The organism is Streptomyces sp. NPDC022552, assembly GCF_055561875.1.
This window is the reverse complement of the sequence record NZ_JBVHGJ010000012.1, coordinates 13,441-34,033: the sequence shown is the minus strand read 5'-3', so window position 1 is coordinate 34,033 and position 20,593 is coordinate 13,441. Positions and strand designations below refer to the sequence as shown.

Below are 20,593 nucleotides of genomic sequence, written 5' to 3'. Positions count from 1 at the left end.
CATGGGTGTGGAGTCGGATCTGGGGATTGATTCGATCAAGCGTGTCGAGATCATGGGGGTGATTCAGGAGCGGTTCGGTGTGGTGTCGTCGGCCGGCCCCGAACAGCTCGCGGAGCTGCGTACCCTCGGCGACATCGTCGACTTCGTCGCCGGTCCGACAGGGAACCCCGCGACCGGGGCCACGCCTGCCGCGACCTCCGCGGACCCGGCTCCCGCCGCCTCCCCGCAGGCGTCCGAGGCCGTCTCGCCCATCGGCCGCGCACACGCCGCCCTCGTCACCCTCCCCGCGGCCGACCCGCTGGTCGACACCTCCTCCGCCGACCAGGGCGCCCTCGTCGTGGACGACGGCTCGGAGACGGCCGCGCGGATCGTCGAGCGGCTCACCGCCACCGGCCGCCCGGTGCACGTCCTGCGGCTCCCCGGGGTCCCGGCGCGTCTGTCCGGTGTGCACGACCACGCCCTGACGGGCTGGGGCACCACCGAGCTGGCGGCCGGCGTCGAGGCCGTCTTCACCGCCCGGATCGGCCTCGTCGTCGACGTGACCGCCCGGACCGACAGCGACTGGAACGACGGGGTACGCCGGCTTGCGCACTCCCTCCTGCTCGCACGGCACGTCGTCCGCCCGCTGACCGACATGGCCGCGCACGGCCGCGCCGCGTTCCTCGCCGTGACCCGGCTCGACGGGGCCTTCGGCCTCACCGGCGTCGCCGAGGATGCCGCCCCCGCCGGCGGTGTCGCGGGGCTCGTCAAGACGCTGGCCCTGGAGGCGCCCGAGCTGTTCTGCCGGTCCGTGGACCTCGCGCCCGGCATCGACCCGGCGGACGCGGCCGCCCTGGTGCTCGACGAGGCCGCCGACTCGGCCGTGGAGCCCGTACAGGTCGGCCACGACGGCACCCGCAGGGTCGGGCTCGCGGTGGCCGGCGAGCCGCTCACGGCAGCCGACACCGACGCCGCCCCCCTCACCTCCGACGATCTGCTGGTCGTCACCGGAGGCGCCCGGGGCATCACGGCGGACTGCATCACCGAACTGGCCCGGCGTCACCAGCCGCGCCTCCTGCTCCTCGGCCGGACCCCGCTAGACGACGAACCCGCCTGGGCGCAGGGCCTGCCCGAGGAGAACCTGAAGGCGGCGGCGGCAGCGTCGCTGACCGCGGCGGGCGAGAAGCCGACCCCGCGACGCGTCGGCCAGCTCGCCGCGGCCGTCGCGGGCGCCCGGGAGATCCGCGCGACCCTGGACGCGCTCCGGGCGGCCGGGAGCCGCGCCGACTACCTGCCCGTGGACATCACGGACCAGACCGCGACCGCGGCCGCCCTCGCTCCGTACAAGGACGCGGTCACGGGCGTGGTGCACGGAGCAGGGGTGCTCGCCGACCAGATGATCGCGCAGAAGAAGGCCTCCGAGATCGAGCGGGTCTTCGCGCCCAAGCTGACCGGACTGCGCTCCGTCATGGCGGCCCTCGGCGGTGCCGACCTGCGCCATGTGGTGCTCTTCTCCTCGGTCGCCGGATTCTTCGGCAACCAGGGGCAGTCGGACTACGCGATGGCCAACGAGGTCCTCAACGCCTGGGCCTCCTCCCGGCGGCGGGCGTTCCCGCGGACGCGGGTCACCTCGATCAACTGGGGTGCCTGGGACAGCGGGATGGTCTCCCCGCAGATCAGGAAGGTGTTCGAGGAGCGGGGCATCGCCCTGATCCCGGTCACCGACGGCGCCCGGATGTTCGCCGACCAGTTCGCCCCCGAGCGGGCCGGTGACGTGGTGACCGTGCTCGGCCCGACCACCCCGCTGAGCTCCCGGGACCGCTCCGGCGCGACCGCGGGCGGCACGGTGACCCGGGGCCTGACGGACCTCGCCGGTTCCTCGCTCGTCACCGACCACGTCATCGACGCGACGCCGGTCCTCCCCGCCGTCGTGGCGATGGGCTGGGCGCTCGGCGCGGTCGAGCACGCCGACGGGCGACGGGCCGTGCGGCTGCGCGACTTCGCCGTCCACCGGGGCATCGTCTTCGACGGAACCCAGCCCGCCGAGTGCCGGCTGGTGATGACCCCGGTCGAGGGCGACGGGAGCGGCGACGTCAAGGTCGCGGTCCAGTCACTGGCCGACGGCACCGTACGACCGCACTACGCGGCCACGGTCGTCGCGGGCGCGCTCCCGCCGGCCGCGCCGGTGACGGGACTTCCCGCGCCGGGCGCAGGCACCGGGGCCGCCGGGCTCTACACCGACGGCACGCTCTTCCACGGACCGGCTCTGCGCGGTCTGCGCCGGATCCTCGCCGACGCCGAGTCCCGCCTGGTGCTGGAGTGCGAGGCCGTACGGACGGACACCGACAGCGGTTCGTCCGACTGGTTCGAGGCCGGCTCCGCGGACCTGCTGCTCCAGGCCGCGCTCGTCTGGGTGCGCCGGTTCCGCGGCACCGCCGGACTGCCGCTCGCGGTGGGCGGGGTCGAACTGTACGGCCCGCTGACGGCCGGTGAGGTGTTCTTCATCGTGGTGGAGCCGGCGGAGTCCGCGGGCCAGGGCGGCCCCGACTCCCGACTGGACATCACCGCCTGCACCTCCGACGGACAGGTCAGGGCCAGGTTCACCGCCGTCTCCGTCGTCTCGGCCCCGCAGTTGGCGGCCAAGTTCACGGGCTGACGGTATCCGCACCGGAAGCAGTGAGCGGGCGGCGGCTTGCCGCCGCCCGCCCCACAGGATCTCCCGCTTGGGAAGGAACCTCACCCAGTTATGAGCAGATACGCGATCGTCGGCATCTCCTGCCTGTTCCCCGGAGCGCGAACGCCCGAAGAGTTCCGGCAGAACCTCCGCGGTGGCACGGACAGCCGTCGGGAAGGAGGCGCAGAGGTCTTCGGTGCCGAACCGGACGAGCGTGACCTCGACCCCCGGCACCGCATCGTGTCCCGCCGGGGCGGGTTCATCACCGGCTTCGAGTTCGACCCCACCGGCTACCGCATCGACCCCGACCGGCTCGCCGGACTCGACCGGCTCTTCCACTGGTCGCTGTACGCCGCCAGGGAGGCCCTGCGGGACTGCGGCGCCGCCGACAGGCCCGAACTGCTCGCCAGGACCGGCCTGGTCATGGGGAACTACTCGTTCCCCACCACGACATCGGCGAAGGTGAGCGTCCCCCTCGCGCAGGAGGCCGTGCTCGCCGGACTGCGCCGCTCCGGTGCGCCCGAACTCGACTCCCTGCCCGGCGCGGTCCCGCTCGTCGACCGCGCCGCGATCGTGCCCGAGAACCTCCGGGTCAGCGGCTCGCCCGCCGCCGTCGCCGCCGGGGCCCTCGGACTCGGCGGCCCCCGCTACTGCCTGGACGCCGCCTGCTCCTCGGCGCTCTACGCACTCAGCCTCGCCTGCGGCCACCTCGACTCCGGCCAGGCGGACCTGGTGCTCGCCGGGGCGGTCTGCGCGCCCGACCCGACCCTGATCCACCTCTCCTTCTCCGATCTGCACGCCTACCCGGAGAACGGATTCAGCCAGCCCTTCGACGACCGCTCCGGCGGAATCGTCACCGGCCAGGGCGCGGGCATGGTCGCCGTCAAGCGGCTCGAGGACGCCGTTCGCGACAACGACCGCGTGTACGCCGTGGTCGACGGCATCGGCCTCTCCAACGACGGCGCCGGACGGCACCCGTTGGTCCCCCGCAAGAGCGGACAGCTGGACGCCCTCGCCCGCGCCTACGCCGACGCCGGCGTGGACCCCGCGACCGTCGACTACCTGGAGTGCCACGCCACCGGCACCCCGGTCGGGGACACGACCGAGGCGGAGTCGGTCGCCGAGTTCTTCGGCGCCCACGGTGACGTACCCCTGCTCGGGTCGGTGAAGGGCAACATCGGCCATCTGCTGACCGTCGGCGGTCTGAGCAGTCTCCTCAAGGTCGTCCTGGCCATGGAGGACGGCGTGATCCCGCCGACCATCGGGGTGGACCGGCCGGTCACCTCGCCCGACGAGAAGGTCGGCGCCGCGACGCTCGTCCGCACCGCCCGCCCCTGGCCGAAGACCCCGGGACCCCGCCGCGCCGCCGTCTCCGCCTTCGGATTCGGCGGTACGAACGCACACGTGGTGCTCTCGGCGGCGCAGGACGTCCCGGAGAGCCGGGACCAGGAGGCGCCCGCCCCGGACACCGCGTCCGCCTCCGGCACCGCGTCCGCCTCCGGCACCGCGTCCGGCACCCGTGAGCGGTCCTCGGGCCTGCCCGCGCTCGATGTCATCGGCCTCGGCGCGCACTTCGGCTCGCTCGACTCGCTGGACGCCTTCGAGCAGGCCGTGTACGAGGGCGGGCACGACCTGCGGCCGCTGCCCGAGCGGCGCTGGCGGGGCCTCGACCGTACCGACGGCGGCACGCTCGAAGCGGCCGGGCTCACCGGACCGCCCCACGGGGCCTTCGTCGACGGCGTCGAGGTCGACCCCGCCGACCTGCGCGTCCCACCCGCGGACCTGCGCATCTACAACCCGCAGCACGCCCTGATGACCAGGGTCGCCGACGAGGCGCTGCGCGACGCCGGGTACCGGCTCGACACCGGCAGCCGCGACACCCCCGACGCCCGCCGCATCGCGGTCGTCGTCGTCACCGAGATCGAGCCGTACTCGCACGCCAGGCTGAGCCGGTACGGACTCGGGTCCTTCCTGCGCGGCGAACTCGACAAGGCCGGGGTGAAGCTGACCGAGGAGCAGCGGGCCGCCCTCAACGAGGTCGCCCGCGACGCCGTCGTCGACCCCATCGGGGCCAACGAGGTGCTCAGCTACATCGGCAACGTGATGGCCGGCCGGATCTCCTCCCGCTGGAACCTCACCGGCCCCTCCTTCACGCTCTCCGCGGAGGGCGCCGGCACCGCCGAGGCCCTGGACGTCGCCCGGCTGCTTCTGCTCGACCCGGACCTGGAAGCCGTACTGATCGGCGGCGTCGACATGGCGGGCGCGGCCGAGAACCTGCTCGCCCAGCCCGCTCCCGGCACCGAGCCGGGCCTCACCTTCAACGAGGGCGCGCGCGGCCGCCGGACCGGCGAGGGCGCCGGCGCCCTGGTCGTCACCCGCCCCGACGCGGCACCCGGCCGGGTGCACGCCCGGATCGACGCGGTGGCCGTGCGCTACGCGAACGCCGCCGACGGCTCGCTGACGCCGGTCTCCGGCCCCGCGCTCGCCGAGGCCGCGCGGGCGGCGCTCGACGCCGCCGGGATCGCCGCCTCCGAGGTGGACTATCTGGAGGCCCACGCGGGCGGCACGGAGTCGGCCGACCGGGCCGAGATCGCCGCCCTCGCCGAGGTGTACCCGGCCGGCGGCGCCACCGTCCTCGGCAGCGTCAAGGCGCAGATCGGCGACGCCGGCTGCGCGGCCGGGATCGCCGCCCTGATCAAGGCCGTCGTGTGCCTGCGGCACGCCTATCTGCCCGGCACCCGGGGCTGGCGCCGCCCCGCCGACGACCTCGCCGAGGCCTTCGCCGCCTCCGCCTTCCAGGTGCCGGAGACCTCCTTCCCCTGGCTCCGGGAGCGCCCGGACGCCCGTCGGCACGCGAGCGTCAGCATGCTCGGCGCGAGCGGCTCGCACGCCCATCTGGTGCTGTCGTCCGTGCCGTCCGCCGACCGGCCCCGGCCCACGGCCGACTGGGCGCGGGCCCGGGGTCCGCTCCTGCTGCCCCTCGGAGCCGACACCGTCGACGCCCTGGTGGCCGAGGTCCGCCGCCATGGTGCCCTCCTCGCGGACGGAGCCGACCCGTCCGCGCTCGCGCGCGAGGCGGCACGCGGCCTCGACGGAAGGCGGCTGCGCGTCGTCCTCGTCGGCCGGGACCGGGAGGCGCTGGTCCGGCAAACGGAGCTCGCGGCACGGGACCTGCCCGAGGCGCACGCCGCCGGAACGGACTGGAACACCCCCGCGGGATCGTTCTTCACCCCGCGCCCGATCGGCCCCGAGGGGCGGGTGGCCCTGGTCTACCCGGGGGCGTTCAACACCTACCCGGGCCTCGGCAGGGGCCTGTTCAGGACCTTCCCCGGCCTGCTCGACAGCTACGAGCGGCAGGCCGCCCAGCCGGCCCGCATGCTGCGCTCGGCCCAGCTCTACCCCCGGGGGATCGAGACGCCGGACCGTCGCGAGATGATGCGGAGGGAGGAGCGTCTCGCCGACGACATCCCGTTCATGCTCGCCACCGGGACCAGCTTCGCGATCCTCTACACCGAGCTGATCCGCGAGATCCTCGGGATCACCGCGCACGGAGGCTTCGGCTACTGCCTCGGCGAGGCGAGCATGCTCTTCGCCACCGGGGGATGGGACGCCGGCAGCCGCTCGGACGCGCTGATCACCGAGAGCCCCGTCTTCCAGGACCGGCTGTGCGGGCCCCGGCGCACCGTGCGCGAGCTGTGGAAGCTGCCCCCGGAGACGCCCGACGGCGACGTGTGGTCCACCCATGTGCTGCTCTCGCCCGCCGAGCCGGTCACCGAGGCGCTCACGCGCTACGACCGGGTCCACATCACCCACGTCAACACCCCGAACGAGCTGGTGATCGGCGGAGACCCCGAGCAGTGCCGGGCGCTCATCCGCGAACTGGGCTGCCCCGCCGCCCGCTCGCCCGCCAACGTGGTCATGCACTGCCCGGTCGTGGACACCGAGTTCGACGGCCTGGCCCGGCTGAACGACTATCCGACGGGCTCCTTCGGCGCCCTGGAACTCCTCAGCGCCTACGACTACGACGTGCTGCCCGCCGAGCGGCTCGCCGACTCCCCGCAGCGCATCGCGCAGACCCTGCGCTCCACGATCGACTTCCCGCGCCTGATACGGGGGGCGTACGACCGCGGCTACCGCTACTTCATCGAGGCGGGGCCGGGCGCCACCTGCACCCGCTGGATCCGCGACACGCTGGGGGACGCGCCGCACGTCGCCGCCTGCGTCGACCGCCGGGGCGCGAGCCCCGCCACCAGCCTCGCCCACCTGGCGGCCCGGCTCGTCGGACACGGTCTCCCGGTCGACCTCACGGTGCTGTGGGGCGACGAACCGGAGGCCGCGCAGGGCGTATCCGCGCCGTCCGCCCGCCGCCTTCCGGCGGTACGCGTCGGCGGTGGCGAGCCGATCCCGGACCGCGTCGCCCGTGAGGCCGCCAGGACCCTGACCGCCGTACGGTCCCGCCCCGCCGCCATCGACCCGCCCGCTCCGCCGGAGGTGCCCGCCGTCATGTCCGCCGCTCTGCCTGCCGCCATGCCCGCCGACCCCACGCTGGAGTCGCCGGAGGCCATCACGTTCGACGGCGGCCCGGTCACCGCCGTCACGTGGGCAGGCGCCGCCCCCGCGACCCCGGCACCGGCGGGTGCCGCCGCCCCTGCACCCGTACCGGCGCACGTCCCTGCGCAGACCTCGGCTCCGGGCGCGGCCCCCGCTCCGGTGGCCGCGCCCGTACCCACGGCTGCCGCCGGCACGCCCGCCGCCGACCTGGTGCGCGACCTGCGCCGCGAGATCGTCGCCGCGCACGGTGTCGTGATGGAGACCCACCGGGTCCTCCAGGCGGCCACGCTGGACCGTACCGCCGCCCTCCTGGACACCCACGCTCCCGCTCCCGCCGCCGCGCCGATGCCGGCGTCGCCCGCGCCGGTCGTCCCGGCCCTGCCCGCCGTCCCGGCGCCCGCGCCGCTCCCGCCGGCCCCGGTGCGCGCAGCCGCACCCGCCCCGGTCCCGGCCGCGCCCGCGGTGCCCTTCACCCCGGCACCGGCCCCCGCCCCCCAGCCCCGTGACCGCGGCGGTGTCGTCTTCGACGAGGCGGACCTGCTGGAGTTCGCGACCGGTTCGGTGGCGAAGGCCTTCGGCCGCCCCGAGTTCGCCGAGATCGACGCGTTCCGGGCCCGCGTGCGGCTGCCCGCGCCTCCGTACCACTTCGTCACTCGCGTCACCGCGCTCGAGGCCCGCCCCGGGGTCCTCGAACCGGCCCGTATCACCACCGAGTACGACGTCCCCGAGGACGCCTGGTACGCCGTCGACGGCGGTGTCCCGCCGGCGGTGACCGTCGAGGCCGGCCAGTGCGACCTGCTGCTCGTCAGCTTCCTCGGCATCGACTTCCGCAACAAGGGCGACCGTGTCTACCGACTGCTCGACAGCTCGCTGATCTTCCACGGCGGGCTGCCCCGCACCGGGCAGACGCTCCGATACGACATCTCCATCGACCGCTTCGTCCACCAGGGCGACACCACGGTCTTCTTCTTCAGCTACCTCTGTTACGCAGACGGCGAGCTGATCCTCGAACTCAAGGACGGCTGCGCCGGATTCTTCAGCCAGGCCGAGCTCGACACCCCGCTCGGCATCGTCATGACCGACGCGGAGCGGGCCCGCCGTGCCGCGCTGCCCCGGGGCACCTTCAAGCCGCTCGCCCGCGCCCGCAAGGACCGGCTCGACGCCGCCGACCTGGAACTGCTCGCCCAGGGCCGTCCCGGGGACGTCTTCGGCCCCGACCATGCCCAGGATCCGGGCCTCAACCCGGCGCTGCGCCTTCCCGGTTCGATGCTCCGCATGATCGACGAGGTCACCGTGGACCGCACCGGCGGACCGCGCGGCCTCGGCAGGATCGGCGCCGTCAAGCACCTGGAGCCGGACGCCTGGTACTTCACCTGCCACTTCCCGGACGACCCGGTGCTCGCCGGCTCGCTGATCGCGGAGGGAGCCGTCCAGCTCCTCCAGGTCTATCTGCTGCACCAGGGCATGCACCTGACGCTCCCCGACGCCCGGTTCCAGACGGTCACCGACCGTCAGATCGACGTCAAGGTGCGCGGCCAGGTCACCCCGCGGGACCGCGAGATCCGCCACGAGCTGGAGATCACCGAGCTGACCCTGCTGCCGCGGCCGACCGTGGTGGCCGACGTCCTGGTGTACCTCGGCGACAAGCCGGTCGTCCGGATGGAGAACCTCGGCCTCCAGATCGTGGAGAAGCCGGGCACGCCCCACCGCCCCGAGACCGGTGGTGTGCCGGCCTTCCTCGGCCGCCGCAACCGCTCCGGCGAACCGGCCATGATCAACGAGCTGCACCTGGCGCACGCCGCCCAGGGCCTCCTCGACATGGCGATGGGCCCCGAGTTCGAGATCTACCGCGAGAGCCGCGCTCCCTACATCCCGAACGGGGACTTCCAGTTCGTCGACCGGGTGATGTCCCTGACCGGCACCCGCGGTGACCTGAGCCCCGGCTCCGAGATGGTCACGGAGTACGACTCCCCGGACGACGCCTGGTACTACCAGGAGAACTCCTCGCCGTACATGCCGAACTGCGTGTACATGGAGTCCTCCCTCCAGGCCGCGATCTTCCTCGGCTACTACCTGGGCGCGACCCTCAGCCGGCCCGAGGAGCAGTACCGCATCCGGAACCTCGACGGCCGGGCCACCCTCGTCCGCGACATCGACCTGCGCGGCAGGACGATCCGTCACCACTCCAAGCTGCTGAGCACGAGCGTCGTCGCCGGGGCCGTGCTGCAGAACTTCAGCTACGAACTGAGCGCCGACGGCGAGGTGTTCTACACCGGCGAGTCGCTCTTCGGGTACTTCAGCGACGCGGCCCTCGCCAACCAGGTGGGCCTCGACAGCGGCACCTACCGTGAGCCCTGGATCGCGACCGAACGGCCCGCGGCCGAGCGGGTGCGCAGGATCGAACTCCCCGACGACGCACCCGCGTTCACCGACCCCTCGGGCGGCGCCCTGCGCCTGCCCGCCGGCCGCTTCCACCTCGTGGACCGTGTCGACCTGGTCGAGGACGGCGGCCGTCACGGCGCCGGATACCTCCACGGTCACCGGAGCATCCGCCCCGACGAGTGGTACTTCGACCGGCACTTCCACCGCGACCCCGTGATGCCGGGCTCGCTCGGCGTCGAGGCCGTGCTCCAGGCCATGCGCCTCTTCGTGCAGGAGCGGAACCTCGCCGACGGCATGACACGGCCCCGCTTCGCCATGGCCACCGATGTCGAGATGGCGTGGAAGTACCGAGGCCAGATCCTGCGCGAGGACGACGAGCTCTTCTTCGACGTGCACATCAAGGAGGTGCGCAGGGAGGCCGACCGGCTGCTCGTGATCGCCGACGCCGACCTCTGGAAGACGCGCCTGCGCATCTACGAACTCACCGACGTGGCTGTCGAAGTCCGTCCGGAAACGGACTGACCGCATGGACAGCCGAGGAGCCGAATTGTCCACGAGTACCGCACAACACACCGTCCGCTGGTACGGGGAGGGGTATCCGAGTCCCGATCCCGCGGGCATCCACCAGGCACTCAGCCAGTTGGAGCAGCCCTGCTACGTCGTGTCGGGACCGCAGGGCATCGGCGCCGTCGCCGGGGGCACCGCGGTCGCCGGCGGTGACGGCCCCGCCGTACTGGCGGTCGCCCCCGCCCTGTCGCCGCAGCGGCTCGGCTCGGCCGAGTTCCGCGCCGCTCACGGTGTGCGGTACGCCTACATGGCCGGGGCGATGGCCGGCGGCATCGCCTCCGTCGAGCTGGTCGTCGCGCTGGCCCGGCAGGGCTTCCTGGCCTCCTTCGGGGCCGCGGGCCTGCTGCCCGACGCCATCGCGGCGGCGCTGGCCCGCTTCCGCGAGGAGATCCCCGGCCTGCCGTACGCCGTCAACCTGATCCACAGCCCCAGCGAGCAGCGCCTGGAGCGCGACGCCGTCCAGCTCTTCCTGGACCACGGGGTGCGCTGTGTGGAGGCGTCCGCCTATCTGGACCTGACCCCGCACCTGGTCCGCTACCGGCTGGCCGGACTGCGGACCGACGCGTCGGGACGCGTGGTGGCGGAGAACCGGGTCATCGCCAAGATCTCCCGGGGCGAGACCGCCGAGCGCTTCATGCGCCCGGCCCCGGCCGCCCTCGTGGAGAGCCTCCTCGCGGACGGTCTCATCACCGCCGAGCAGGCCCGCCTCGCCCATCTCGTCCCGCTCGCCGACGACATCACGGCGGAGGCCGACTCCGGCGGCCACACCGACCGCCGGCCCCTCCCGGCCCTCCTCCCGGTCATCCTGCGCATCCGCGACACCATCCAGCGGGAGTACCGCTACGCCCGGCCCATCAGGGTCGGCGCGGCCGGCGGGCTCGGCACCCCGGTGGCCGTCGCCGGAGCCTTCGCCATGGGCGCCGCCTATGTCGTCACGGGTTCCGTCAACCAGTCGTGCGTGGAGTCCGGCACGTCCAGGGCGGCCCGTGAGGTCCTCGCCCAGGCCGACATCGCCGACTGCGTGATGGCCCCGGCCGCCGACATGTTCGAGATGGGCGTCGAGCTCCAGGTGCTGCGCCGGGGCTCGATGTTCCCGATGCGCGCCGGGCAGCTCTACCGGCTCTACCAGATGTACGACGGCATCGAGGCGCTGCCCGAGGTGGAGCGCCGGCGCCTGGAGACGCAGACCTTCCAGCGCCCGCTGGAGGACGTCTGGCAGGAGTGCGTGGCGTACTTCAGCCGCCGCGACCCCGACCAGCTGAGCCGGGCCGCCGACAACCCCAAGCGCCGGATGGCCCTGGTCTTCCGCTGGTACCTCGGGATGTCCTCGCGCTGGGCCGTCACGGGCCAGGCCGAACGCAGCGCCGACTTCCAGATCTGGTGCGGCCCCGCGATGGGCAGCTTCAACTCCTGGGTGGCCGGCAGTTATCTGAACACCCCCGGGAACAGGACGGTCGCCGACGTGGCCCATCACCTCGTACGCGGCGCCGCGTACCACACCAGGACAGCCCAGCTGAGGGCGGCGGGGCTCACCCTGCCGTCCACCGCCGAGTACGTGCCTGTGCCCCTGGACACGGCGGGTCCGACGGAGGTGGCCTCATGAGCGGCCTGACACCCGAGGCGGTCGAGGAGCTCCTCGGCGACCCCACCGATCCCGAGAACCCGTACGGGTTCGCCGCCGCCGTGGCCAGGGACGAGGAGGACGCCGCCCCGGACGACCTCTGCCGCAAGCTGGTCTCGGCCGGCTTCCACCTGAACTACCTGCCCGAGGCATGGGGCGGCGAGTTCCGCTCCTTCGACCGGAGCCTCACCCTGGTGCGGGCCGCCGCCCGCCGCGATGTGAACGTCATGCCGGGCACGATGTTCGGCATCATCGCCGCCACCTGCCTCCAGCTCCACGGCGACGAGGAGCAGCGGAGCAGGGCCGCGGAGATCCTCACGAGCGGTGGCACGGTGGCGTTCGCGCTCACCGAGGCCGAGCACGGCAGCGACATCCTCGCCAACGAGGTCCGCCTCGCGCCCGACGGGACCCTGCACGGCGAGAAGTGGATGGTCGGCAACGGCCTGGGCTGCGACGCCGTCTACGTGGTCGCCCGTACCGGGGAGCGGGGGCCGGGCGCCTTCACCGCGTTCCTCCTCGACCTGGACCCGGAGCGGGGCGGTGAGGGCACCGGCCTGGAGCGGCTCCCGGCCGCCCGGACCAACGGCATGCGCGGCATCGACACCGCCCGGCTCCGCTTCACGGGCCTCCCCGTCCCGGAGAGTGCCCAGGTCGGCCGGGTCGGCGAGGGCCTGGAGATGGCGGTCCGCGCCCAGCAGGCCGTGCGGGTCATGAGCATGGCCGGCAGCCTCGGCTGCGTGGACACCGCGGTGCGCCTCACGTTCGACTTCGCCGCCGGCCACCGGGTCGCCGGCACCCCGGTCCTGCGGACCCCGTACGCCCGCAGGGAACTCGCGGCCACCTCGGCCGCGCTCATCGCCGCCGACGCCACGGCCCTGGCCGCCGCCCGGGGCGTGCACGCCGTCCCCGGTGCGTTCAGCGTGTGGGCACTCGCCGCCAAGCACGTGGTGGCCGAGACCGCCGACGCCCTGCTGCGCCGCTGCGCCCGGCTCCTCGCCACCCGTTCCGTCCTGCGCGAAGGCCCGCCCGGCGCCGGTCTGTTCCAGAAGCTCCAGCGGGACAGCGCCGTGATCCGCGTCATCGACTCCGGGCCGATGGCCAACCTCCGTTCGTACGCGGGTCAGTTGCCCGGCCTGCTCGACGGAACCCGTACGGCCCCGGCCGGTCTTCTGGACGGTGCCTTCCGGCTGGACGAGGAGCCCCCGCCGTACGACCCGACCGGGCTCGACCTCGTCGTCCGCGGAGCCGATCCGGTGCTCGCCGAACTTCCCGCGCACGTAAGGGAGTTCACGGACACCCCGGAAGCGGCGGCCGACCCGTTCACCAGGTCGTGCGTCGCCCGGCTCGCCGACGCCGTGGACGGGCTGCCCGCCCTGGCCGCCGCGGCCCGCGTGCGCGGCGCCGACCCGAACGCCCTGGTGGACCTCGCCGAACGCCACGCCTGGCTGCACGGCGCCGCGGCCTGCCTCCACCTGTGGCGCCACAACCGCCACCTCTCGCTCTACGGGACCGCGCCGGGCTCCACCGGCTGGCTCGGCGCGGCCCTCGCGCATCTGCTCGCCCAGGCCGACGGCGCGGGCGTCCTGCGCCACGCCGAGGGCCTGTACCCCGCCCTGGACGCCGTCGAGGCGCTCTGGGAGGGGAACCGGATGCTGACCGCCCTGCCCGTCCGGCTCGCTCCCACCACCGCACACCCGACACCGATGGAGGACGACTGATGTCCCAGGCCGAGTTGATCGAGCTCGCCGAGCGGCTCGAAACCTATCTGGGCGATCCGCACGACCCCGCGAGCCGGATGTCCTTCGCGACCGTGCTCGACCACGACGAGCGCGACGCCTTCCCGTACGCCTTGATCGGCATGCTGCGCCGCTGGGGGTTCCTCGACTACGGCCTGCCGGCCGAGCAGGGCGGCAAGGCGGGCAGCCCCGAGACCGGGTTCGTCCTCATGCGGCTCGTCGCCCGCCGCGACGGCGCGACGGCCATCGCCGCCGGTCTCTCCCAGGCGGCCTTCGCGCCGGTGTGGATCGGCGGCACCGACGAGCAGAAGCGCCGCCAGATCGAGGACATCCACCAGGGTGTCTCCCTCGCCTGGGGGCTCTCCGAGGCCGCCCACGGCAGCGACCTTCTCGGCAACGAGGTCGTCGCCGAGAAGGTACCCGGCGGCTACCGGCTCACCGGCGAGAAGTGGCCCATCGGCAATGCCACCTTCGCGGACCGGATGGTCGTCTTCGCCCGCACCGGCACCCGACGGGGCCCCGGTGACTTCTCCATCCTCGTCGTCGACAAGTGGACCGCCGAGGCCGAGACCGTCCGCGAGACGCCCCTGCTCAAACTCCACGGCGTCCGCCCCCTGGACCTCAGCGGGCTGCGCTTCGACGGCGTCTTCGTCCCCGACGACCTCCTCATCGGAGCCGAGGGCCAGGGCCTCGAGATCGCCCTCAAGACCAGCCAGACCGCCCGCCTCGTCATCCTCAGCCTGGCCCTGTCCAGCGTGGACACCTCGCTGCGCACTGCCCTGGAGTTCGCCCAGGGCCGGGTGCTCTTCGACCGCCCGATCGTCGAGGTCCCGTACACCGGCACCCAGCTGGCGGAGTCCTTCGCCGACCTCATGGCGGCCGACGCCATGTGCCTGGGCGCCGTCCGCAGTGTCCAGGCCTCCCCGAACCAGGTCAGCGTCTGGTCCTCCGCGGCCAAGTACCTGGTGCCGACCCTCCTCGAAGGGGCTCTCTCCCGGCTCAACGTGGTGCTCGGCGCCCGGGTGTTCCTCCGCGAGGACCCCCGCTACGGCATGCACCAGAAGATGCTCCGCGACATTCTCGTGACCAACATGGCCGACGGGAACACCGTCGTGAACCTGCGCAACATCGGACACGAGCTGGACTCGCTCCTGAAGAAGGCCCGCACCGCCGGCCCGGAGGAGCGGGAAGAGGCCGCCGGCCGTGCCGCCGTGCTCTTCGACATGGACGCGGAACTCGGGCCGTACCGGCCGTGGGAGCAGGAACTGTCCAGCCGGGGCCGCGACGACGCGATCCTGGCGGCGGCCGACGGCCTGGAGCGGCTGCGCGCCCTCGCGGACGACGCGGGCGACAAGGACAAGGACCGGCTGCTGCTCGCCGCCGACATCGCCGGAGAACTCCTCGGCAGGCTCGGCCCGCTGGAGGAGCGCGCCACCGCGCTGCGGCAGGAGCTCGGCCGCGGCTACGCCCAGTCGGCCGAACTCTTCGAGCTGGCCAAGGAGTACTGCGTCGTCCACGCCGCGAGCGCCTCGGTGCTCACGTACGTCCACTCGCAGGGCTGCATGGCCGAGCCCCTGCCCAGCGCCGCGGTGCTCCTGCTCCAACTGGAGCGGCTGCGCAAGCAGTTCCACCCGTACGAGCCCTACCGCGACCCGTCCGCCGTCGACGAGGTCCTCGCCGTCCTCACCCGCATGCACGCAGAGAACCGCCTCCTGTCGCACTGGCCGATCACCCTGGCCGGAGCGGCGGAGGAGGCGGAGCAGGCGCGGCAGTCGGAGTCCACGGCCCCGGAGGGGAGCCCCGCGTGAACCAAGGCCCGGACGGGCCCGTCCCCGCGGACGGGCCCGTGACGGACCTGTGGACGCTCTCCGAACGGCTCGTGCCGGACCTCGCGGCCCGCGTCGGCGGCGAGACGGCGGCCCTGACCCCGGACGAGCGCGCCCGCCACGCACGGCGGCGCTCGCCCGGGGCGCGCCGCCGCTTCCTCGGCGGCCGGCTGCTCCGCCGGCTCGCGCTCAGCGCCCGCACCGGACTGCCACCGGAGAGCTGGCACTTCACCGAGAGCGTCCACGGGCGCCCGGAGCTCTTCCCCGGCCACCGCGGCCTGCGCTTCAACGTGTCGCACACCGACGGCCTGATCGCCTGTGTCGTCACCGAGGGATACGCGTCCGGAGTGGACGTGGAGCGGGTCCCGTTCGACGACGAGACGGTCCGGCTGCTGGCCACCCGGTTCGACGAGGCTCAGCGGGCCGTCATCGCGGACGCCCCGGACCCGGCCGCCGCCCTGCAGGAGATGTGGGTACTCAGCGAGGCCTACCTCAAAGGGCTCGGCATCGGCCTCGTACAGGGCCTGGGGGAGCTGCGGTTCACCCGGCGCCCCGGGTCCACCGAAGTGACCGTCGCCGACGGACGCCGCCCCGGCACGTGCCGTCGCTGGCGGCTCGACCTGACCGGCCACGGCACCGGTCATCTGCTCGCCGTGGCGGTCGCCGACGGGGGAGCGGGCCGGCTGCGCCGCCACGACCTCGTCGAACCCGCCGACCTCGTCCGCCCGGACGTGCCGCCGACCGACCTGTGGCCTTCGACCGGCCCGTGGCCTTCGACCGGTCCGTGGCCTTCGCCCGGCCACCGTGCCGCCTCCTCCCCCTGACCCTTCGAGCCCGTCTTCCGTTGCCCCGCCCCTCTTGTGATCTGGAAGGACCCACCATGCCCGAGAACGACTCGCCACGCGTCGCCGTCATCGGCGCCGGCCCCGCCGGGATCTCCGCGGCCTACCGACTGCGCGACCGCGCCCGGATCACGGTCTTCGAGCGCGAGCCCCGGCCCGGCGGCCACGCCAACACGGTGGAGGTCGAGGAGGACGGCCGTGTCATCGGCCTCGACACGGCGTTCATCGTGTTCAACCCGCGGTTCTACCCGCGCCTGTGCGCCTTCTTCGGCGAGCTGGGCGTGGAGGCCGTGCCCCACCCGGGCGGCTTCGAGTTCTTCGACCTCGACAGCGGCCTGGAGTTCGGCACCGAGGAGATGGAACTGGACGAGGCCTCGATCGAGGCGCGCTACGCCGCCGCGTACCCGGAGTTCCCCGACGTCTGGCGGGAGGTGCGGCGCTTCCACGCGGAGAGCCGCCGGGACTTCTCGCGGGGCCGCGCCGACATGTCGCTGGGGGAGTACCTGGACCGCAACGGCTACAGCACCGCGTTCCGTCACTCGTACCTGATCATGCTCTGCTCCGCGGTCTGGTCGGTCCCGGCCGAGCTGATCTGGGAGATGCCCGCCGCCACCGTCATCGCCTTCTTCGTCGGGCACGACGAGGGCGGCCTCGGCGGCCGCCGGGTCGACTGGCGGACCGTGGGCGGCGGCTCCATCTCGTACGTCCGCAAGGCCCTCGCCGCGATCGGTCCCGACCTGCGGATCTCGGAGCCGGCCGTCCGGGTGCGCCAGGAGGAGGACGGTGTCGTCGTCACCACGGCGAACGGTGCCGCCACGTTCGACTACGTGGTCCTCGCCACCCACGCCGACGAGGCGTTCGCGCTGCTCGAGAACCCGACCGACGCGCAGCGGGCGGCCGTCGAGGGCGTGCGCTACAGCGCGTCGCGCGTGGTGCTGCACCGGGACGCCTCGCTGATGCCCAGTGACCACGAGCGCTGGGGGGCCTGGAACTACGGCAAGAAGACGGTCGACGGGGAGACCCGCTGCTTCGTCACGTACTACCTCAACCGGCTGCAGGACTTCACCGCGAGCCAGGACTACTTCGTCACCCTCGACCCGCCGCGTCCGCCGGCCGAGGACCTCGTCATCGCCTCGTTCGACTACACCCACCCGGTGATCGACATGGCGCTGCGCGAGCGGCAGTCCGTGATCCACGCGGCCAACGAGGGCACTCGCGTGAAGCTGTGCGGGTCCTACTTCCACTCCAAGGAGCTGGGCCCCGACCTGATCGGCTCGCACGAGGCGGCCTTCTCGGCCGGGGCGGAGGCGGCGGCCAGGATTCTGGACGAGCTGTCCTGACGGCCCGTCGGGTCAGTCCCCCTGCGGCTTCCCTTTCGGCTTTCCCCTCGGCGCGCTCCGCGGCTTGCCGCCGCGAGCCGCCGGCGCCTCCCGCGCCTCCCGCGCCTCCTCCGCCGCATCGGCGCCGTCCGTCTCGTCGGCACCGTCGGCGTGGCCGCCGAACAGGCGGGCGGACTTGTCCTCCTGGGCGAGCCGGCGGAGCGCGAGGAGCGCCGGCTCCAGGAGAACCGACACCAGCACGGCACGTTCGGCCTGCTCCAGCAGGCCGACCGTGCCGTGCATCTGTTTGATGTCCAACTCGGAGGTCCGGTCGGCCAGTTCGGCGTACGGCAGCAGGGTCTGCCAGTCGATGTCGGAGCCGAGGCCGCTCAGTGCGTCCAGCACCTCGCCGAGCGTGTGGATGGCGGCCGTGTGGTTCGCGACGTCCCACCCCATCTCGGAGACGAGTCTGCGCGCGTCCACGACTCCCTCGGTCTCCCGCTCCGCCGCCTCCGCCTCCTGCTCCTGCTTCTTCTTCAGGGCGGCCGGCCGGGCCTCGGTCACGATCCCGAGGATCTGGTGCAGGTCGCCCTCCTCGGTGATGGCGCCCAGGATCTCGCGGACCGAGTTGACCGGCAGCTTGCGCACCCCGATCAGGACGCGGATCAACCGGAGCCGGTGGAGGTGGTCCTCGCCGTAGGAGGCCTGGTTGGCCGCAGTAGCGCGCCCGGGGGGAAGCAGTCCGTCGCGCAGGTAGTACTTGATCGCGGGGATGGAGACCCCGCTGCGACGGCTGAGTTCCGAAATCTTCATCGTGCTCCCACTCACTGGATAACGGATGGCGCTACTGTCTATTATTGTAGTCGTTGGCCTCTTCAGGAAGGTGGGCGCCGTCATGCCGACTCTCGGCTGGATCACCCCGAACCCTGCACCGCCCCGCACGAACGCGTACGTCATGGCTTCCCGCTTCGAGGTGAAGAGCCTGGCCGATGTCCCGACGTTTCTCCTCAAGTCGCTGAGCTCCTGGAGCCAGGTCAAGACCGCTCCCGGGGCCTATGGCGCCTCGCTGATCGCACAGCCCCTCAAGCGGACGTTCTGGACGCTGTCCGCATGGGAGGACCGCGACGCGCTGTACGCCTACGCGAAGTCCGACCCGCACGGTGCGGCGATGCGTGCCATGGCGCCCAAGATGAAGTCGTCGACCTTCGTCTTCTGGGAGGTGGAGACCGCGTCGCTGCCGATCGACTGGGACGACGCGAAGCGCCGCCTCGCCGAGAAGGCGCGCCAGGACGCCGCCCGCGGCGGCGGCCACCGGGCCTGACGGCGCCGGGCCGCACGCCCTCTGTCCGGCCGGGCTCACCGCCCCCTTGTCCGGCCGGGGGCTCACCACCCCCGGAGTCCCCGGCCCTCCCTCCCCCACCCCCGAGCCGCGCTCCGCCGGGACGCTGTTCGTCCCCCGTCGGTGCTCCCGGCGGAGCGCGCCCCACTGCTCGCTCTTTCTTCGTTCGACCCCCCTGCGTGTTCGATCCCGGTGTCCGCCGGATGGAGGCAATTGTCATGAGCACAATCAGAAGTGGCGAGGGTGGCGGGACGGCACGGCCCCCCGCCCCCGACGCACGGCAGGGCCGTTTCCCCCTGTGGGTGACGATCCTCGCGTGCAGCCTGCCCATGTTCATGGTGGCGCTGGACAACCTCGTCGTGTCCACGGCCTTGCGCTCCATGGCCGCGGACCTCCAGGCCTCCACCACGGACCTGCAGTGGTTCGTCAACGCGTACGTGCTCAGCTTCGCCTGTCTGCTGCTGACCGGCGCGGCCCTGGGGGACCGGTTCGGCCGGCGCCGCGTCTTCGTCCTCGGCATCGCCCTCTTCACCCTCGCGTCCATCGGCTGCGGCCTCGCCGACAGCAGCGGTCAGCTCATCGTGATGCGCGCGCTCCAGGGTCTCGGCGCCGCGGCCGTCATGCCGCTCTCCCTGACGCTGCTGGCCGAGGAAGTGCCCGACCGGAAGCGCAACCTCGCCCTCGGCCTGTGGTCGGCCGTCAGCGGCATGGCCGTGGCCCTCGGCCCGGTCGTGGGCGGCGCGGTCGTGGACGGACTCGACTGGCAGTGGATCTTCTGGATCAACGTCCCGGTCTGTGTCGTCGCCATTCCACTGGTCTTCGCCGTCCTGAGCGAGAGCTCCGTGCCCGCGTCCCGGCTCGACCTGCCCGGCATGCTCCTCGTGACGGCCGGACTCGTCTCCCTCGTCTGGGCGATCGTCAACGGCGAGTCGGAGGGCTGGAGTTCCGGCCTCATCATCGCGGCCTTCGTGGCCGGCGCCGTGCTGCTGGTCCTCTTCGTCCTCTGGGAGCGACGCGCCCGGCAGCCGCTGCTGCCGCTGTCCTTCTACCGCAAGCGGGCCTTCGTCTTCTCCAACCTGGTCTCCGCCAGCATGTACTTCGGCGTTTTCGGGTCAATCTTCCTGCTGGCCCAGTTCTTCCAGATGGCGCCCGTCCGGACCCCGCTGGAGGCCGGTGTGCTCACCCTGGCCTGGACCCTGATGCCGATGTTCGTGGCGCCGGTGGCCGGTGCGCTGACCGACCGTCTGGGCGGCGGCCGGCTGATGGCGGCGGGCCTCCTCCTCCAGGGGATCGGCCTCGCCTGGATCGACCTGGTCGCCACCTCGGACACCCCGTACTCCCGCATGGTGGGTGCCATGATCGTCGCCGGTATCGGCATGGGTCTCGTCTTCGCCCCGACCGCCGCGGTCGTGCTGGCCTCGGTGGGACCGCAGAACCGCGGCAAGGCGTCCGGCGCCAACAACACCGTCCGGGAGATCGGCGGCGCCCTCGGCACCGCCATCCTCAGCAGCGTCTTCATCCACTACGGAAGCGACCGCACCGCCGAGGAATTCGTCGACGGCATGCGCCCCGCGATCTGGATCGGCGTGGCCGTCGTCCTGCTGGGAGCGCTCTGTGCCCTCGCCATCCCACGGCACGTCGCCACACCCTCCGGTGAGGAGGACGACCCCGTCGCCGAACGAGAGCGCACCTCGGTAACTCCCTGAGATTTCAGCCGCCGTTCCCGCAGGGAACGGCGGTTCGGTGCTGGAATCCCC

10 protein-coding genes are annotated in these 20,593 nt (G+C 73.2%); 9 read left to right on the top strand and 1 reads right to left on the bottom strand.

The window, feature by feature from the left end; genetic code table 11:
- The 7 genes from ACZ3OF_RS27080 to ACZ3OF_RS27050 all read left to right on the top strand — a co-directional run.
- Positions 1–2,635: SDR family NAD(P)-dependent oxidoreductase (locus tag ACZ3OF_RS27080; RefSeq protein ID WP_361679447.1), on the top strand; the 2,635-nt coding region annotated here is incomplete at its 5' end.
- Between the two features lie 90 nt (positions 2,636–2,725).
- Positions 2,726–10,108: a beta-ketoacyl synthase N-terminal-like domain-containing protein gene (locus tag ACZ3OF_RS27075; RefSeq protein WP_467307292.1), complete on the top strand. Its 7,383-nt coding sequence runs from the start codon at positions 2,726–2,728 to the stop codon at positions 10,106–10,108.
- A gap of 25 nt (positions 10,109–10,133) precedes the next feature.
- Positions 10,134–11,756, top strand: coding sequence for a PfaD family polyunsaturated fatty acid/polyketide biosynthesis protein (locus ACZ3OF_RS27070; protein WP_361679438.1), 1,623 nt, complete (start codon positions 10,134–10,136; stop codon positions 11,754–11,756).
- A complete protein-coding gene (locus ACZ3OF_RS27065; protein ID WP_361679435.1) occupies positions 11,753–13,492 on the top strand; it encodes an acyl-CoA dehydrogenase family protein in 1,740 nt (579 codons plus the stop codon). The genes ACZ3OF_RS27070 and ACZ3OF_RS27065 overlap by 4 nt, the downstream gene beginning before the upstream one ends.
- Entirely contained in the window at positions 13,492–15,318 is a 1,827-nt protein-coding gene (locus ACZ3OF_RS27060) for an acyl-CoA dehydrogenase family protein (RefSeq protein WP_361679432.1), read from the top strand. The genes ACZ3OF_RS27065 and ACZ3OF_RS27060 overlap by 1 nt, the downstream gene beginning before the upstream one ends.
- Entirely contained in the window at positions 15,315–16,160 is an 846-nt protein-coding gene (locus ACZ3OF_RS27055; RefSeq protein ID WP_467307288.1) for a 4'-phosphopantetheinyl transferase family protein, read from the top strand. The genes ACZ3OF_RS27060 and ACZ3OF_RS27055 overlap by 4 nt, the downstream gene beginning before the upstream one ends.
- Before the next feature lie 56 nt (positions 16,161–16,216).
- Positions 16,217–17,518 (top strand): NAD(P)/FAD-dependent oxidoreductase, encoded by a 1,302-nt coding sequence (locus ACZ3OF_RS27050; RefSeq protein ID WP_393888881.1) that lies wholly within the window; start codon positions 16,217–16,219, stop codon positions 17,516–17,518.
- Positions 17,519–17,530: 12 nt separating this feature from the next.
- On the opposite strand, the gene ACZ3OF_RS27045 is transcribed toward ACZ3OF_RS27050, so the two are convergent.
- A complete protein-coding gene (locus tag ACZ3OF_RS27045) occupies positions 17,531–18,310 on the bottom strand; it encodes a MerR family transcriptional regulator (RefSeq protein ID WP_467307285.1) in 780 nt (259 codons plus the stop codon).
- A gap of 82 nt (positions 18,311–18,392) precedes the next feature.
- On the opposite strand from ACZ3OF_RS27045, the gene ACZ3OF_RS27040 reads away from it, so the two are divergent.
- Complete coding sequence (locus ACZ3OF_RS27040) at positions 18,393–18,818, top strand: DUF3291 domain-containing protein (protein WP_467307283.1); 426 nt, start codon at positions 18,393–18,395, stop codon at positions 18,816–18,818.
- A gap of 236 nt (positions 18,819–19,054) precedes the next feature.
- The gene (locus ACZ3OF_RS27035) at positions 19,055–20,542 is read left to right on the top strand and encodes an MFS transporter (protein WP_361679417.1); all 1,488 of its coding nucleotides are present in this window, start codon (positions 19,055–19,057) and stop codon (positions 20,540–20,542) included.
- Positions 20,543–20,593: the final 51 nt, after the last annotated feature.

Bases quoted from the DNA above. Each gene is read 5' to 3' on its own strand.
- ACZ3OF_RS27075 (WP_467307292.1), top strand. From the start codon at position 2,726: ATGAGCAGATACGCGATCGTCGGCATCTCCTGCCTGTTCCCCGGAGCG.
- ACZ3OF_RS27065 (WP_361679435.1), top strand. From the start codon at position 11,753: ATGAGCGGCCTGACACCCGAGGCGGTCGAGGAGCTCCTCGGCGACCCC.
- ACZ3OF_RS27060 (WP_361679432.1), top strand. From the start codon at position 13,492: ATGTCCCAGGCCGAGTTGATCGAGCTCGCCGAGCGGCTCGAAACCTAT.
- ACZ3OF_RS27050 (WP_393888881.1), top strand. From the start codon at position 16,217: ATGCCCGAGAACGACTCGCCACGCGTCGCCGTCATCGGCGCCGGCCCC.
- ACZ3OF_RS27045 (WP_467307285.1), bottom strand. From the start codon at position 18,310: ATGAAGATTTCGGAACTCAGCCGTCGCAGCGGGGTCTCCATCCCCGCG.
- ACZ3OF_RS27040 (WP_467307283.1), top strand. From the start codon at position 18,393: ATGCCGACTCTCGGCTGGATCACCCCGAACCCTGCACCGCCCCGCACG.
- ACZ3OF_RS27035 (WP_361679417.1), top strand. From the start codon at position 19,055: ATGAGCACAATCAGAAGTGGCGAGGGTGGCGGGACGGCACGGCCCCCC.